The following is a 14,718-nucleotide window of genomic DNA, read 5'->3' on the forward strand; positions in this document are numbered from 1 at the left end:
TCGCAGCAGATACGTCGAAACCGACGTCTTGCTCATCTTCAGCCGTTCAGAAACGGCGCGTATCGACAATCCCTGCTCGAACGTCAGCCGCAGGATCGATCGGATGTCCTTCACGTCAGTATGTCTCGCTTGCTTCCGTCTGGGCATCATGTCCTCGCTCAAAACACGAGGGCAAAGTGCCAGATCGGCGCTCACGAAAATCGATCTAAATCCGTCGCCGGGCCTGTCCGCGACTTATTGAAATCGCTGTCCCGTACTTACTGAAATCGGTGTCCGCAACTTACTGAAATCATTGTCCGCGACTTTGTGAAACCCGCAGTCTGACCGAAGAATCGCAAGGCCTCGACCATCCTCACCGTCGTCCGCTTAGGCCCCTAGCCGTGTCTCTGCGTAGTTATCGTCGTAGTCGTCGTTTGCGTGCCCGATCTCATGCTTGGCAGCTCGGACCAAGAAGCCTGATCGGGTCAACCCATGGGCTTCTGCGAACGCATCGATTGCCTTTAGGACATCTTCTGGCAGAGTGATATTTACGCGAACCGCTCTTTTGGCTTCCGTCTTGACGCCAACTAGAATTGCAACGCCGTCTTGGTTCTCCGCGTCTGCCATCACCGCCTCCAGTGTGGAGGGTTCGGGAATTGCTTCGCCGTCTTCCGCTAGACCTTCAATGTGTAGGGCTAAGGCTTCTTCGGCCATAGCTCGCGCATCGTCGAGGTCCATTCCAGCAGTGATCAGGCCAGGAAAATCGGGAAAGGACACGCCGTAATCACTGTCAGCGTCCTTATGGATCAATCCGATATAGTTGCGCATGTTCGCTACCTCAGTTTAAGTCCGGCTTGTTTCTCGATACTCTTCAGTGTTCCGATTGGGATGTCCCTTTTCGGGTGTGGAACAGTGACGCGTCCAGGTTTCTCGGGATGCCTAAACTGGACATGGTTGCCCTTGGTGGCGACCTCGTACCAGCCATCCTTTTGCAGGGCCACAATGATATCACCGCTCTTCATTCCCAGACCATACACACGAATGTGTATCGCGACAAGCGCAACATAATATGACTCCCGATCCTCAGTGAGTGAAGGTGAGGTTCTCGCCACCAACGCGCGACGGACCCTTCACAATCGAAACATGTTCCCGTTTGTACTTAGAAAGTCGCGACATATCGAAGGGAACCAGCGCCACAGGCGAACAAAGAAGATAAGCGTTAGCAGGTACATAGCTATTCGCGCAGATTGTTTCCGGTTCGATCCTGTTCACGACCTTAGAATTTGCTACGGGTGGCGACTGGGTGAGGAGACCTATCCTTGCCTAGAGCATCGCCGGTCACGTGCGGTGGAATAATTGCTCACCCGCGCCGCGACCGTCAGGGGCGGCGCGGAGCCGACAAGCACTTATCCGATTGCTACCGTCTCCAGCACCCATGCCGTTCGCTCGGCGAGTTCAGGAATCTTGCCGAGATAAGCTTGATAGTGGGGTGTCATGCGATGCGCCTCGACGGCGGCTGCGTCCAGGTAGAGTTCATCCAGTATGTAGCGCTCGCCATGCGCTCGGTCGCACCATACATCCCAACGTAGATTGCCGGGCTCGGCTCTACAAAGTGGCGCCATGCTAATGAGCAATGCTCGCAGCTCGGGCGCCTTGCCAAGGTGAGCGGTCAGGATAGCGATGATCTTGGTCGGCGTTTGCGTCATGCCGAAAGCTCCTGATTGACCGCACGTGGGCGAGTCGTTGGGGCATGTGACAGCTTGTGGGTCTGGACAACGGCATGGAAGGTGCACCAACACCTTTCATGCCGCACTTCATCAATTCAGGCCGAAACCGTCACTCGGTCGAGGGCGGCGATCAATTTCGCTGCAAGGGGATGATCCGATCGGGGATTCTGGCCCGTGATAAGCTCGCGGTCTTCCACCACATGCGGGGAGAAGTCGATGGGGTTCGTTATGACTTCGCCACCCGCCATACTCAGCGCGTCGGGCATCGTGAAATAAAGCTTGCCATGGAGAATCTGCTCTTCGATTGGTTTCTCTTCGCTGGCTGAGAACACCGTCATCTTGTAGGTGGCATACTGCCAGCCCCTAGCGAGTTCGGACGCTTTGGAAATATCGCCTGCAATCAGGGCGGCCCGATATTCCCTTGCGTGGGGTAGCGCGGCGAGCGAGGCAATAGGCCCGGGCAAAGGAGGGCCGTTCGTTTCCCGCGTGCATGAAAGTGCCGCAGGATTTCGCCGAGATCAGCGTCCTGCATGAGATCGACGACCGGTGCCTGGCCGCCAGGCACAAACAGGCCAGCATAGCGATCGAGCCTGCCCTCTATCACCGATCGCAAGGTCCTAACATCGTTCATCGCTCGATGGTCCTTGAAAAATGCGTGCCCGCGCTTGTAGGCAGCTTCGTCGCCGTCAAAATGTTGCGCTACGTCCGACACGGGATCGATGTGCGGTTTGGTGCCGTCGGGGGTAGCCAACGTGATCTCGTATCCAGCGTCAACAAGGGCCATCGCTGGCACCACTGTTTCGTTTAGATATTGGCCGGTCGGACCGGTGCCACCTCCCTGAATTTCAATCCGGGTGGCGTTTGAGCCAACGACGAGAACGTTACCTTTGCTCATGGCGATCTCCTGATCTGGTGCGGTTAAGATCTGTGCGCCGGCGGACGGCCGCAGTGGTTGGGCTCGCCCGCGATCGGAATTTCATTGCTGCTCTGCCTGCGCCGTTGTCACGATTGCCGGTCTATTGAGCGGCCCTCACAATGAGATCCGCAACCTCTTTCGGATGAGACAGCATCGCGACGTGACCAGATGGCACTTCAACCATCTCGGCTTTCGCGGTTTTCACTTGATCCCTCTGTAAATCGGGAGCGATGATCTGATCCTCAGTCGCCACAACCATGAACGACGGTTTGTCGCGCCAGGCGGCATGGCTGACGGGCGTGGTGGTGGCGTTCGCGTGCAGCCGTCCTTGAACAGCGGCAACGAGCCTCTGCTCTTCCGGAGGCAGTCCGGCTGCGAAGTATCTGGCGATACCGTCATCGCTTATCTTGAGAAACCCGTCCTCGTCCTTGATGTATGTTTTCCTGCTTTCTTGGGCCGGATATTTGGAGGCGACGTCCACCAGCGATTTTCCGACATCAGGCGCATAGGCAGCCACATAGACCAATGACTTGACCTTCGAAGCATCACCCGCTTCGGTGATGACGACGCCGCCCCACGAATGACCGACGAGTACGACGGGTCCTTCGGCATCACGGATCGCTCGCTCCGTGAAGGCCACGTCGCTTTCCAGAGATTCCAGTGGATTTTGGACGGCGATGACTTTCAGTCCGGCTCGTTCCAAGAGAGGGATGACCTTCTGCCAGGACGATCCGTCGGCGAAAGCGCCGTGAACAAGGACGACGGTCTTGGCTTTGAGATCCGCCGCGACAGCGTCGGGACATGTGGTTGCGAACGCCACCAGGGCGCTGAAGAGAAGTCCAAGAGTTCGGGACATCCGACATCCTCCGATAGGTGCTCTCAATGGCGATACCGGGAATAATCATCCAAGGGAGGCTCGGACGCATATTAATTGCGGTTAAATCCTGCGATTGTTGCGTGGTTAGACGTGCGCATGCGTCTTCTCAAAGTCTGTGTCTGGTCCCGATGGAAAATTGGTCACTCAGAGACCGGCGGCTCCGAGGCGGGCCGCCGGTAGCGCGTGTCAAATAGGTCGGGCAATCGTAAGTCGCTGCCCGAACGCTGGAATTGCAAGAATGGTTCACTACGCTTGGAGTTGAATCGCCCGTCCGTTATGCGAAGAGACAGCCATGCTTCCGCGGCACTGTCGGGGCGCTTGGGCTTGGTACAAAGATCGGCGTTCCTCGATGAGGGCGCGCTCCCCCGTGGCAAGGAGCTTATACGCGGCATAGGTCCTAGCGATCCCCGTCAACATGAAGTGCGCGGGTCCTGTTCCCGGATGAGGTGAAAGGAGAGATTTGTCGACAAGGCTGCCGATCGATTCAATGATGTCTGCGTGCCCGTGGCCATCGTCTTCCAGGATCGCGATGGCAGCATCAACGGAGAATTCGCCCGCAAATACCGACAGTCGCCTGAATACCTGTTGATCGGGTTCGGACAGGAGAGCGTAACTCCAATCCATCATCGCTTCAGCTGTTTGATGGCGTGCGCTGGCGTGGCGCCTGCCTCTCCATCGTAAGGTGAGCTGATTGTCCAATAGTTCTGCAACTCTCTCTAAGCCATAAGGTCCCATGCGGCTTGCCACGAGTTCAATCGCCAGCGGATTGCCGTCCAACCGTCTGCAGATGGTCGCTATTGTTGCTACTTCCTCGGTGCCCATAGGCTCCAGGTAGCCGCTATCGATCGCACGGTCCACGAAGAGCTGGATCGCCGGCCAAAGCAGCGCCTTTGCGAGGGTCAACCGACCTGCATGAGGAGGAACCGCAAGTGGGCGGAGAAGATAAACTCCTTCGCCGGGCAAACGGAAGGCTTCCCGGCTCGTGGCGAGAATATGCGCATTGGCACTATGCCGCAGAAGCGACCCCACGATATCTGTCACGGCGACTATAACGTGTTCGCAATTGTCAATAACCACCAGGGCGCGCTGTGACGACAGGTGGCCGACAATGTCGCCTATGGTATCCTCTTCTGAAAGGGGAATCCCCAGAGCCGAGGCTACCGCTCCCAATACCGCCGCTTCATTATCGATCGTGCCCAGATCAACAAAATATGCATATTCGAACGTGGGTAGCGCGTGCGCCACTAAAATGGCGAGTGTCGTTTTGCCGACTCCGCCCGTCCCCACAATTGCGACGAACCGGCGCTCCGCCACCATCTGCGAAAGTTTGGAAACGTTCTCGTCGCGGCCGACCGTATGGCTCAACGGAGGCGGAAAGGCGGTTGTCGTTGCGACGGATCCACTGTGGTTCAAGTGTGTATAGACGGTTTTTTCGAGTTCGGCAGTGTCCTCCCATTTGACCGGGGCGACGAAACTGTAACCGCGACCTGCCACGCTGACGATATAGCGATTGCCGTTTTCGCCGCAGCCGATTTCGCGCCTCAGATGTGGCATTTGCACTCGTATGTTCAGCCTTCTCAATGAAAGCGTCGAGACCCATGTCGTTGAAGGCGTTCCGGTGAAGATTTTTGGAATCGCCAAAACGATTGCCGATTGCTTTCGCTACCGCAACAAGATTGGCCTATCCGCAGCGATAGAGGGGCTGCAGGAGGCGCTGCGGCAACGAAGGGCTACTCCGGGCGAAATCGCTGACCAAGCCGAGCGTGGTGGCGTGGGGACTGTAATCCGTCCGTATATAGAGGCACTGACCGCAAATGGCTAAGGAAATCAGAAACGTCAGCGCCTCGGTCCGCGCCCGCCTGCTGCAACTCGGCAAGGCAAGCGGGCAGAGCTTTGATCTGGTTCTGACGCGTTTCGCCCTTGAACGATTATTGTTTCGGATCAGCCAGTCGCCCCACGCCGGTCGCTTTGTGCTGCGATGCTGATGATGAGTTGGTTTGACGATCCCCACCGCGGTACGCGCGATCTGGACCTTTTGGGCTTTGGCAATCCCGAACCAGACCCGATGCTGGCGACCTTTCGGGAGATTCTGGAGCACCCGGCTGATGGTGGCGTCACGTTCGACGCCAAAACTTTACGTGTGGATCGCATTCGCGAGGGACTGGAGTATGGTGGGCTCAGGGTGCGGGTGGTCGCTTCGATCAGCGGAGCCCGGATCACCCTGACGATCGACATCGGGTTTGGCGATGCGCTTGAGCCTGGGGCGGAGATGTTAGATTATCCTTCCATGCTCGGTTTTCCGATGCCCAGGCTCCGAGCCTATGCTCGGGAGACCGTTATAGCCGAGAAGTTCCAGGCGATGGCCATGCTGGGGCGTGCAAACAGCCGGATGAAGGACTTATACGATATCTTGGTTCTCAGCAGGTCATTCGATTTCACCGATGACAGATTGGCGCGTGCAATCGCAGCGACGTTCGAGCAGCGCGAAACTCCAATCCCCACCGAGCTACCGGACGCCCTGACGAACGCCTTTGCCGAGGACGAGCAAAAGCAGCGGCAATGGCACGCTTTCGTCGAGGGCGTTGCACACGATCCTGGCGATCTGACGGACGTCCTCACCGAGATTGCCACGTTCCCGATACCGCACGCTGTTGCGGCTGCGAAGCTGGGCAAGTGAGCGGTTTGGTCGCCACCGCCGGCTGTGGAGCGATTGCAAGTCGATTGCGTCGACAAAGTAAATAACGTGTCGTCGGTTCGTATCCAATCAAGACCTTTAAGAATGTTGTGACAGACCTAAAGGTCGTTAGGATGAGCGCGTGGGGTCGCACCAATACGTCATCAACACGATAGTGGACATAGTGTCGGGGACGGAGCGTGGATGGCTTCGGCCTGGGCTTCGTCATGGAGGATAGTGTCGCCGACCATCTTGCGAGCGGCAGGCTGGTCCGGGTGCTCGACGACTGGTGCCCGCCATTTCCGGGCTATCATCTATACTGCCCGAGCAGGCGGCAAACTTCGGCCGCGTTTTCGGTGCTGGTCGAGGCGCTTCGCTACTGCGGTGAATGAGCCTGCAAAGCATGGAACTGGAAAGCAAAATGGAACCGGAAACCAGCGACGAGTTTGAGACGACATTGAGGCCAGCCACAAAGGCAGACATCGATCTCCTTGGCATGTACGGAGCGGAGCTTGTCTCGCTCCACCACGGCTGGGACGCGCGACGCTTTATCGCCGGAAGTCCTAGAACTCCGACGGCCTATTCGAGCCACCTGAGAAGTCAACTTGACAAGCCCGACGTCGTGGTCCTCGTTGCCGAGATCCATGGAAGGGTCGTCGGATACGCTTATGCGGGTCTTGAGGGATCCGATTATATGTCACTGCGTGGGCCGGCTGGCGTCATCCATGACATCTTCGTCGAGGAGCGCCACCGTCGACGAGGAGCCGGTCGAGCGTTGCTGGCGGCAATGGTCGGCGAGTTGGGAGGGCGAGGGGCCACGCAGATCGTCTTGTCGACGGCGCATCGCAACGACGCCGGGCAACGTCTCTTCGCGTCTATGGGTTTTAAGCCAACGATGGTGGAGATGACCCTCCAGCTTTGAATGGCGGCCTCGATTGACAGCAGCTCTTTGATCGGCCCACGTTGGTTCGAACTAAGGGCAAGATTGCAAAACGGCGGTTCCCATTGGATAATTCCGCGACACGCGGGGGGAACATGAGCAGGGCGAATTACACGGACATTGCCCGCGAGGCAGGCGTGGGGACGGCCACCGTCGAGCGAGTGATGAACGGGCGAGGGGGCGTCAGGCCGGAACTTGTCGAGAAGGTCGTTATTGCCGCGCGCAGTCTGGATTATCCGCGTGTCCTTCCCGATACGCATCGCGGCCTGCTGCGGGTTGACGTTTTGATGGTCCGTCCTGAAACCACGTTTTATCGGCGGCTCTCCAACGCATTCGAACAGATTGCCCACAGTATTGATCCGCTGGTCGTCGTCCACAGGCGCTTCGTCGAGGAAATGAACCCGCAGGAAATCGCTCGCGCAATCACAGCGGCGGACTATCCGCGAGCTGGGCTTATACTCGCCGTCCCCAACAGCCCGCTGGTCAAGGCGGCGGTGGAAGCTGTGGCAGCGCAGGGTATCCCTATCGTCCATGTGGTTACGCGCGCGTCTGAGGATCAGGTCGAATTTGTCGGAATAGACAACTATGCCGCCGGCCGCACGGCGGCCCATTTCATCTGCCGCATGGTTCGGTCGCAGGGGCCGGTTGTCGCCCTTTGCCACCCTATCTACCAGGTGCATCGCGATCGGATCCGCGGCTTTTCCGAGTACTTCCGTGATCACCCCGGTTCGGTCAACTTCGAGTGGCTCGGCTTTACCCGCGACGAGGAGCGGTTCAGTACGGAGACCTTGATCATGGCGATGCAGAAGTATTCGAACCTCGTCGGGCTCTATAATGCCGGTGGCGCGAATTCCGCCGTGATCGACGTTCTCCGCCGCAGCGACCGGGGCAGAGACATTCTTTTCGTCGGTCACGAACTGACCGACTACACCCGCACGGCGCTGCGCGACGGCATCATGGACGTGGTGCTCGATCAGGCGCCCGAAGCACAGGCGCAGCGCGCCCTCGATATCGTGCTGCACCGCGTCGGTCTTACGAAAATCGAGCCTGACCGTAACCCCATTCGCTTCATCACGATCACCGCCGAAAGCCTTTGATCTATTTTGATCAATGAAGTCTTCGCAGGTTTCACTGTCTCCTGCTAGTTTCAAAAGCGGGAGGAGAGCCGGCGTTTCAAGGGAAACGACACGGATTCAGGCGCTTGGCCACTCCTTTCCGTAAAAGGATTTGCCGAAGGAGAGCGCCATGGACGACCTGAAATACGGGACGCGGAACAAGCGAGGCGACTGGGCGCCGAACAAGCCGGTCGAGACTGCGCCGCTGTTCGTCTTTCCCCCAAAGCTGTTGGCAATCGCAAAGTGGCTGCCGCACTATTTCTTCCCCTGGAACGTCATCTTCGCGGCTTCTGCTGTCGCCTATTGGGCTTTGATCATTCCGTCAGTCGAGACGCTGCAGACGTTGAGTGTTGGGTGGGCACTTTGGCTCTATGCGGTAAACGCAGCCTGCGTGTTCCTGTTCTACGGAGCCTTCGAGCTTCATCTCTATGTGTTGAAGCGGCAGGAAAACCGCTTCAAGTACAATGCCAAATTCCCGGCTGATCAGAAGAACAACGTCTTCTGGTTTGATCGCCAGAACCTCGACAACATGTTGCGTACATTCCTGTCGGGCGTGACGATCTGGACGGGCATCGAGGTCGTGATGCTCTGGGCTCATGCCAATGGCTACGCGCCGTGGCTGAGCTTTTCGGAAAATCCGTGGACACTGGCGCTTGTCGCGCTCGTTGTTCCTATCATCCATGAGTTCCACTTCTTCTGCATCCACAGGCTCATCCACACGCCGTTCCTCTACAAGTGGGTGCACTCGGTACACCACAATTCGGTGAATCCGTCGCCCTGGTCGTCGCTGTCGATGCATCCGGTGGAACATCTCCTTTATCTCGGGACCGCGTTTTATCACCTCATTCTGCCGTCAAACCCGATCCTGATGCTCTATCAGCTTCACTATGCGGGCTTCGGCGCAATCCCCGGTCATGTGGGCTTCGACAAGGTGGAAGTGAGAGAAGACAAGCTCGTCGACAGCCACGCCTATGCACATTACCTGCACCACAAGTATTTCGAGGTGAACTACGGCGATGCCCTGATCCCGCTCGATAAGTGGTTCGGGACCTGGCACGACGGCTCTGCCGACGGCGAGGCCCGCATGCAGGAACGCTATCGCAAGCGCAAGGAAAGGCTCTCCGCCCGCAAGGCTTCCTCCGAACTGCAGGGAGCCGCCAAATGAGCTGGGTATCCGCATGCAAATTCGAAGACATCGAACAGGAAGGCGCGATCCGCTTTGATCATGAAGGCCGCACCTATGCGATCTACCGCGGACCGGATGACAGCATCTACTGCACGGCCGGTCTCTGCACCCATGAGAAGATCCATCTTGCTGACGGGCTCGTCATGGACTTCGAGGTGGAATGTCCCAAACATTCCGGCGCCTTCGACTATCGGACGGGGGAGGCCATGCGGCTTCCGGCCTGCGAGAACCTCAAGACCTATCCGGCGGAGGTGGTTGATGGAGAGGTTCGTGTGGCCCTCGGTTAGGCCGCGCTTCAGCCAATAGCCCATCGGGCTTCCGGAGTGCAATCGGGGTGATCCGGCACCTTACGGAGGATGACATGAAATCAGTGTGCTTGGCGGCTGCTCTGGCCGCCATGATGGGAAGTGCTGCCTTCGCTGAAACGATCGGCGTCTCGATGCAAAGCTTCGACAACAACTTCCAGACGCTTCTGCGTGAAGGCATCACTGCCCGGGCATCGCAGGTCGATGGTGTCAGCGTGCAGGTGGAAGATGCCCAGACGGACATTTCCAAACAGCTGAACCAGGTCAACAACTTCATAGCCGCCGGTGTCGATGCCATCGTCATGACCCTGACAGACACGTCTGCTGCCCCCGGCATCAGCGAAGCCGCGGAGAAAGCCGGCATTCCTCTGGTCTATCTCAACCTTGAACCCGACAATTCGGGCAAGTTGCCGGAAAAGCAGGCCTATGTCGGTTCGAAGGAAACGGATTCCGGCAGGCTTGGCGCAGAAGCGGCATGTTCGCTTCTGAAGGAGAAGGGAAAGGCCAGCGATGCGCAGGTCTACATTCTGATGGGCGATCTGGCTCACCAGGCCTCGCGCGATCGCACCAACTCCTTCAAGGAAGCGTTGGCGGCCGGAGATTGCAAGGGTGTCACGATTGCGGACGAGCAGTCCGCCGCCTGGAACCGCACGACCGCAATGGACCTGACGACGAACTGGATCACCGCGGGTAAACCGATCGATGTCGTCTTTGCAAATAACGATGAAATGGCCATTGGCGCCGTTCAAGCGTTGAAGGCAGCGGGCGTCTCTATGAACGATGTGATTGTCATCGGTATCGACGCAACTCAGGACGCCCTTGCCGCAATGGCTGCCGGTGACCTTGATGCGACCGTCTTCCAGAACGCAAAGAGCCAGTCAGCAAGTGCAGTGGATTCTGCAGTCGCACTTGCGCGCGGCAAAGCCATCGACAAGCAGGTCTGGGTGCCCTTCGAACTCGTCACGCCGAAGAACATGGCCGACTACACAAATAAGAACTGATCCTTCCGACCGGCGCTTTCATGCGCCGGCCACTTTTCAAGGGGAGAACGCATGAGCGGGATCGTCATTATCGGCGCCGGAGAAGCCGGCACGCGCGCAGCCTTTGCCTTGCGGGAGGCTGAATACGGCGGAGCCATTGCGATGGTCGGCACCGAGCCGAACATGCCTTATGAGCGACCGCCTCTCTCCAAACCACTGGACGGGGCGGTGCAGATGAAAGCGATCTGCTCCGCTGAGGCACTGGACGCTGCCGGCATCGAGTATTTTCCCGGCAGATCGGTGTCTTGGATTGATCCGCACGAGCGGCGCGTCGTTTTGAGCGACGGACAGGCGCTGGCTTATGACAAATTGCTTCTTGCGACGGGCGCGCGCCCTAGGCAGTTGTGCTGCCCCGGCGCGGAACGGGCACTTGATTTCCGGACTTTCTCGGACGCGTCCACGATCTTCTCACGCGTGGAGAGCGCCAGAACCGTCGCCATCATCGGTGGCGGACTGATCGGTATGGAGCTTGCAGCGGTGTTGCGCGGCAAGGGGGTTGCTGTCAACATTATCGAGGCTGCATCACGGCCGCTCGGTCGCGCTGTGCCGGCACGATTTGCGCAAAGCCTGCACGCCCGCCACGTCGAGGAGGGCGCCGACTTTTATCTCGGGCAGGGCGTTGCTGAAGTCAGATCCGATAGCGTCGTGCTGGCTGATGGTAAGCAGGTTCCCGCCGATATTGTTGTGGCCGCAATTGGCGTCGTGCCGAACGTTGAACTCGCACAAGCAGCAGGGCTTGCGACGGATAACGGCATTCTGACGGACAGCTTTCTGCGCACGAGCGATCGACATATCTTTGCTGCCGGCGACTGTGCCGCAGTAGCCCAGCCGGGAGGTGGCCATGTCCGGTTCGAAAGCTGGCGCAACGCGCGCAACCAGGCGGAGACTGCCGCCCGCAATATGTGCGGTGCGAACGAGACCTTTGCTGCGATGCCCTGGTTCTGGTCGGATCAGTATGATCTCGGCCTGCAGGTCGCTGGCGTGCCGCAGCCGCGGCATCAGATCGTCCTCCGCTCGCTTGACGCGGGTGTGCTTGAATTCTATCTCGAAGACGGCCGCCTCGTTGCTGCCGCAGGACTTGGCACCGGAAACAGCCTTGCCAAGGAAATCAAGCTGGCGGAGCTACTGATCATGGCGGGTGTCAATCCAGATGCTGCTGATTTGGAAGACCCGGCGGTCAATCTGAAGGCCCTTCTCAAAACTGCGCGGGCTGCGTGATGCAGGAGCTGTTGTTCTTTCAGTCGCTCTGGGCCATGGAGCGCCGCCATACCGACGGCCACGAGCGCAGCCTCGAAGAGAACATCGAGATGATTGCGGAAGCGGGCTTCGACGGCATCAGCGCCCACTATACGAAGCGATCGGATGTTGTCGGCCTCAATGAGGCGATCCGGGGCAGGGGGCTGAAGATCGAAGGCGTGTGCTTTCCGCGTTCCGTGGAGGACTTGCGCCTGCCGCTGGAGCTCGCGGCAGAATTTCCGGTCACTCATATCAATTTGCAGCCCAACGTGCGCCTGAGAAGAGTGGAGGATTGCCTACCGCTCCTCGACGGCTGGATGCGGCTTGCGCAGGACGCCGGGATTCCCGTTTTCATCGAAACCCATCGCGACCGGATGACGACGGACTTGTACTTCACGCTCGACCTTCTCGATCGGCGACCGGATCTGCCACTCCTTGCCGACCTCTCGCACTTCCTCGTCGCTCGCGAGTTCGCCTTTCCGGTTACGAAGGAAGACGATGCATCCATCCGGCGCATACTTGCCAATGCGCACGCCTTCCACGGCCGTGTTGCCTCGCGTGAACAGGTGCAGATCGAGATCTCCTTCTCGCACCATCGTCCGTGGGTCGATCTCTTTCTGGGTTGGTGGGAGTCCGGTTTTCGCGCGTGGCGTGCGCGCGCTTCGGAAGACGCCAAACTGGTCTTTGCCTGTGAGCTGGGACCGAAGCCTTACGCGATAACCGGAAGGGATGGTAACGACACGACCGACCGCTGGGCCGAGGCCCTCATGCTCCGCAAGATGGTGCATGATCTTTGGAGCGCCACCGCGCAGTAGAGCCGTCGCCAAAGGCAGCTAACTTTACCGCCGCGCCGCTGGCCATCACGTAATCTTCGGTGCGCTTAAAGATGCTGCTCGTTCATGAGTTGACGGCCTGCTTTACGGAATGCCGAGGCCGCGGCAAATGTCGCGGCCTGGCTGTCGACAGCGGCGGACAAGGGCCAACCGGGGTCTGTCGGGCCTTGGTGCCGATAAACCCTGCTCACAGAAGAGCTAGAGTACATAGCATAATACCACTTTGACGGGAAAGTTTGGCGCATCCCTTCGAAGAGGATGGCTCAGCCTTTAGGTGGGGCAAAGGACGGGGCCCGCACTCAGCCTATTCGTCGTCGTTTGGCACCAGAACGTCGAAGACTTCAAGGAGAGCCTCTGCAATGGCGGCTCCGAGCGCGTTTCCGGTCGCAGCGATTGCCGGTTCATCCATATCGCGTGCTGCAATCGCCAAGTTCCCACCTTGCTCGGCGACGATTGCCCGTGCCCGCTCGATTGCCCATTGCGCGAAGTCATTCCGGCTTTCGATCGTAACTGTTTCGGTTTCCATGAGCTTTCTTTAGAGATCCTTCAGATTTATCTGGGAAAGTGCCGCTGCGCGTTGAGTTGTGCGTACGCGCTCGTTAGTCGAAGTATCGGTGAGACGCCCGCCTTGCAAGGCCAATGAGCCAATCCGCGGCGCTCCCGCTTCGCATTACTCGCACCAAGACCGATTTGTAAATTGCAATGGTGATAAGTGTGGCAATGGCAGCCAGGCGCCTACAAGTCCGGTGACGTCTGACCCCGTGGCATGTTGCGACGAGGCTTTGGTGCAGGACAGGGACAGGTAAGCATCAGGGTCGCCATCAGAGCCAAGACAGTTGGTCTCTTGGCAGCCGCCCGCTTGGGTCGAAAACCTCTACCCGATGGGGCAAGTTCGGTCCCCAGTCCCAGAGCACCAGATTGCGGTCTGACGGATCCGTGCCGGGCGCAAAGCTCGGAACAACAACGCCGGCAATACCCTCGGCCGTAAGCCGGTCGTAGATTGACCAAGAGGACGGCCGGTTGCCGTTCGCAAGCGCGGTCGCCCAGGCGCAGCTCATGTCCTCCAGCGTCACCGAGAATTCCCTCCGGCCCTCATCGGCGGAGAGATCGGCTATATCCTCGCAGTCGATTTCATAAGAGCACAATACACAGGGGTCGATACGGTGAGCGAAACCCTGGTTGGCCTCTTTTATGGCCGTCAAGATGCTCAATCCGAGATAGAGCGCCGGTACGCCCCGGGGATTGAATCGAGCGCCACGGATCGCCGCACCGTCGCCGGACGTCGGTTTGAAAGACCAGCGTGGATCATGGGCTCGGTAGCAGGTTGAGGTAAACCTCACGCAAAGCCACCAACCGCCATGTGATCGAGATAGTCCCTGACCGCCCCGGCCTTGCCGTCCTTGACGAGCGCTTCTGCTGTTCTTCCGCCAAACGCCGGAAGCGGCTGAGCACGGTACCATGCCATGGCTTGTTCTTTGCCACCTGCCCAGTCACTGACCCGGCTGATGATTTCAAGCATTTCTCGTAGACGCCCCTGGGCTTTTGCTGCTCCGCTTCGCTCTGCTCTGTAGAGCGTCTCGCGTGATAATCCGGCTGTTTCGGCAAGCTGGCCTCTGGACATCCCAAACCCGTCCGCAACCTGCGCAATGCCAATCTTGCCGGACCTGTCCATGTAGGACAGAATCAAGGGTTCATTTTGAGCGGGTTGCTTGAGAGCCTGTCCCATCGTCTTGTTGCCATATTGGATGTCACATTTTCTGTACAGAATATATGACATACCTCGGCTCCATTCAAGGAGGCAAAATACACAACGTCGCGGCTACGGGCACGAATTGGATACCGCATGGGCAGAGCCTCCATTGAAGAGATCACCGTGATTGGAACCGACAT

Annotated in this window: 17 protein-coding genes and 3 pseudogenes; 11 read left to right on the top strand and 9 right to left on the bottom strand. The window is 58.3% G+C overall.

The features are described 5' to 3' along the window. Window positions 1–366: 366 nt before the first annotated feature. From RHIBUN_RS0129100 to RHIBUN_RS0129110, 3 genes are all read right to left on the bottom strand, one after another. Window positions 367–807 (bottom strand): type II toxin-antitoxin system HicB family antitoxin, encoded by a 441-nt coding sequence (locus tag RHIBUN_RS0129100; RefSeq protein ID WP_025662305.1) that lies wholly within the window; start codon window positions 805–807, stop codon window positions 367–369. A gap of 5 nt (window positions 808–812) precedes the next feature. Continuing rightward, window positions 813–1,001: a type II toxin-antitoxin system HicA family toxin gene (locus tag RHIBUN_RS35910; protein WP_084659869.1), complete on the bottom strand. Its 189-nt coding sequence runs from the start codon at window positions 999–1,001 to the stop codon at window positions 813–815. A gap of 384 nt (window positions 1,002–1,385) precedes the next feature. Continuing rightward, a complete protein-coding gene (locus tag RHIBUN_RS0129110) occupies window positions 1,386–1,685 on the bottom strand; it encodes an antibiotic biosynthesis monooxygenase (protein ID WP_025662306.1) in 300 nt (99 codons plus the stop codon). 56 nt (window positions 1,686–1,741) lie between these two features. Here RHIBUN_RS0129110 and RHIBUN_RS37665 point away from each other — a divergent pair, with 56 nt between their 5' ends. Further along, on the top strand, window positions 1,742–2,032 hold the full coding sequence (locus RHIBUN_RS37665) for a hypothetical protein (RefSeq protein WP_245271755.1): 291 nt from the start codon (window positions 1,742–1,744) through the stop codon (window positions 2,030–2,032). Window positions 2,033–2,106: 74 nt separating this feature from the next. On the opposite strand, the gene RHIBUN_RS37670 is transcribed toward RHIBUN_RS37665, so the two are convergent. The 3 genes from RHIBUN_RS37670 to RHIBUN_RS0129125 form a co-directional block, all read right to left on the bottom strand. Further along, complete coding sequence (locus RHIBUN_RS37670; protein WP_245271756.1) at window positions 2,107–2,601, bottom strand: DJ-1/PfpI family protein; 495 nt, start codon at window positions 2,599–2,601, stop codon at window positions 2,107–2,109. A 121-nt stretch (window positions 2,602–2,722) separates the two neighbouring features. Beyond that, on the bottom strand, window positions 2,723–3,478 hold the full coding sequence (locus RHIBUN_RS0129120; protein ID WP_025662307.1) for an alpha/beta hydrolase: 756 nt from the start codon (window positions 3,476–3,478) through the stop codon (window positions 2,723–2,725). A 267-nt stretch (window positions 3,479–3,745) separates the two neighbouring features. Further along, window positions 3,746–5,140 (bottom strand): NB-ARC domain-containing protein, encoded by a 1,395-nt coding sequence (locus tag RHIBUN_RS0129125; RefSeq protein ID WP_245271757.1) that lies wholly within the window; start codon window positions 5,138–5,140, stop codon window positions 3,746–3,748. On the opposite strand from RHIBUN_RS0129125, the pseudogene RHIBUN_RS37675 reads away from it, so the two are divergent. The 10 genes and pseudogenes from RHIBUN_RS37675 to RHIBUN_RS0129175 all read left to right on the top strand — a co-directional run. Then, window positions 5,073–5,321: pseudogene (locus tag RHIBUN_RS37675) on the top strand (transcriptional regulator); the annotation flags it as partial. The gene RHIBUN_RS0129125 and the pseudogene RHIBUN_RS37675 overlap by 68 nt on opposite strands. Beyond that, window positions 5,314–6,176, top strand: a pseudogene (locus RHIBUN_RS34280) (nucleotidyl transferase AbiEii/AbiGii toxin family protein). The pseudogenes RHIBUN_RS37675 and RHIBUN_RS34280, both read left to right, overlap by 8 nt. Before the next feature lie 194 nt (window positions 6,177–6,370). Beyond that, a pseudogene (locus RHIBUN_RS0129140) lies at window positions 6,371–6,565 on the top strand (LysR substrate-binding domain-containing protein); the annotation flags it as partial. Window positions 6,566–6,594: 29 nt separating this feature from the next. After that, the gene (locus RHIBUN_RS0129145; RefSeq protein WP_025662310.1) at window positions 6,595–7,095 is read left to right on the top strand and encodes a GNAT family N-acetyltransferase; all 501 of its coding nucleotides are present in this window, start codon (window positions 6,595–6,597) and stop codon (window positions 7,093–7,095) included. 113 nt (window positions 7,096–7,208) lie between these two features. Next, the gene (locus tag RHIBUN_RS0129150) at window positions 7,209–8,210 is read left to right on the top strand and encodes a LacI family DNA-binding transcriptional regulator (RefSeq protein ID WP_025662311.1); all 1,002 of its coding nucleotides are present in this window, start codon (window positions 7,209–7,211) and stop codon (window positions 8,208–8,210) included. A gap of 148 nt (window positions 8,211–8,358) precedes the next feature. Continuing rightward, a complete protein-coding gene (locus RHIBUN_RS0129155) occupies window positions 8,359–9,393 on the top strand; it encodes a sterol desaturase family protein (RefSeq protein WP_025662312.1) in 1,035 nt (344 codons plus the stop codon). Next, a complete protein-coding gene (locus RHIBUN_RS0129160; RefSeq protein ID WP_018857947.1) occupies window positions 9,390–9,701 on the top strand; it encodes a MocE family 2Fe-2S type ferredoxin in 312 nt (103 codons plus the stop codon). Before RHIBUN_RS0129155 ends, RHIBUN_RS0129160 begins: the two co-directional genes overlap by 4 nt. 74 nt (window positions 9,702–9,775) lie before the next feature. Then, window positions 9,776–10,720, top strand: a complete 945-nt coding sequence (locus tag RHIBUN_RS0129165; protein WP_025662313.1) for a substrate-binding domain-containing protein — start codon at window positions 9,776–9,778, stop codon at window positions 10,718–10,720. 51 nt (window positions 10,721–10,771) lie between these two features. Then, the gene (locus RHIBUN_RS0129170; RefSeq protein ID WP_025662314.1) at window positions 10,772–11,977 is read left to right on the top strand and encodes an FAD-dependent oxidoreductase; all 1,206 of its coding nucleotides are present in this window, start codon (window positions 10,772–10,774) and stop codon (window positions 11,975–11,977) included. Then, complete coding sequence (locus tag RHIBUN_RS0129175) at window positions 11,977–12,810, top strand: sugar phosphate isomerase/epimerase (protein WP_156932767.1); 834 nt, start codon at window positions 11,977–11,979, stop codon at window positions 12,808–12,810. The genes RHIBUN_RS0129170 and RHIBUN_RS0129175 overlap by 1 nt, the downstream gene beginning before the upstream one ends. A gap of 322 nt (window positions 12,811–13,132) precedes the next feature. Here the strand turns inward: RHIBUN_RS0129175 and RHIBUN_RS0129180 are convergent, their stop codons facing one another. The 3 genes from RHIBUN_RS0129180 to RHIBUN_RS0129190 all read right to left on the bottom strand — a co-directional run bounded on the left by RHIBUN_RS0129180 (window position 13,133) and on the right by RHIBUN_RS0129190 (window position 14,554). Then, a complete protein-coding gene (locus RHIBUN_RS0129180; protein ID WP_018857951.1) occupies window positions 13,133–13,354 on the bottom strand; it encodes a hypothetical protein in 222 nt (73 codons plus the stop codon). 295 nt (window positions 13,355–13,649) lie between these two features. Further along, window positions 13,650–14,168, bottom strand: a complete 519-nt coding sequence (locus RHIBUN_RS0129185; RefSeq protein WP_025662316.1) for an RES family NAD+ phosphorylase — start codon at window positions 14,166–14,168, stop codon at window positions 13,650–13,652. Then, complete coding sequence (locus RHIBUN_RS0129190) at window positions 14,165–14,554, bottom strand: antitoxin Xre/MbcA/ParS toxin-binding domain-containing protein (RefSeq protein ID WP_025662317.1); 390 nt, start codon at window positions 14,552–14,554, stop codon at window positions 14,165–14,167. The genes RHIBUN_RS0129185 and RHIBUN_RS0129190 overlap by 4 nt, the downstream gene beginning before the upstream one ends. Between the last annotated feature and the right edge of the window lie 164 nt (window positions 14,555–14,718).

The organism is Rhizobium sp. IBUN (assembly GCF_000510625.1).
Classification (GTDB): domain Bacteria; phylum Pseudomonadota; class Alphaproteobacteria; order Rhizobiales; family Rhizobiaceae; genus Rhizobium; species Rhizobium altiplani.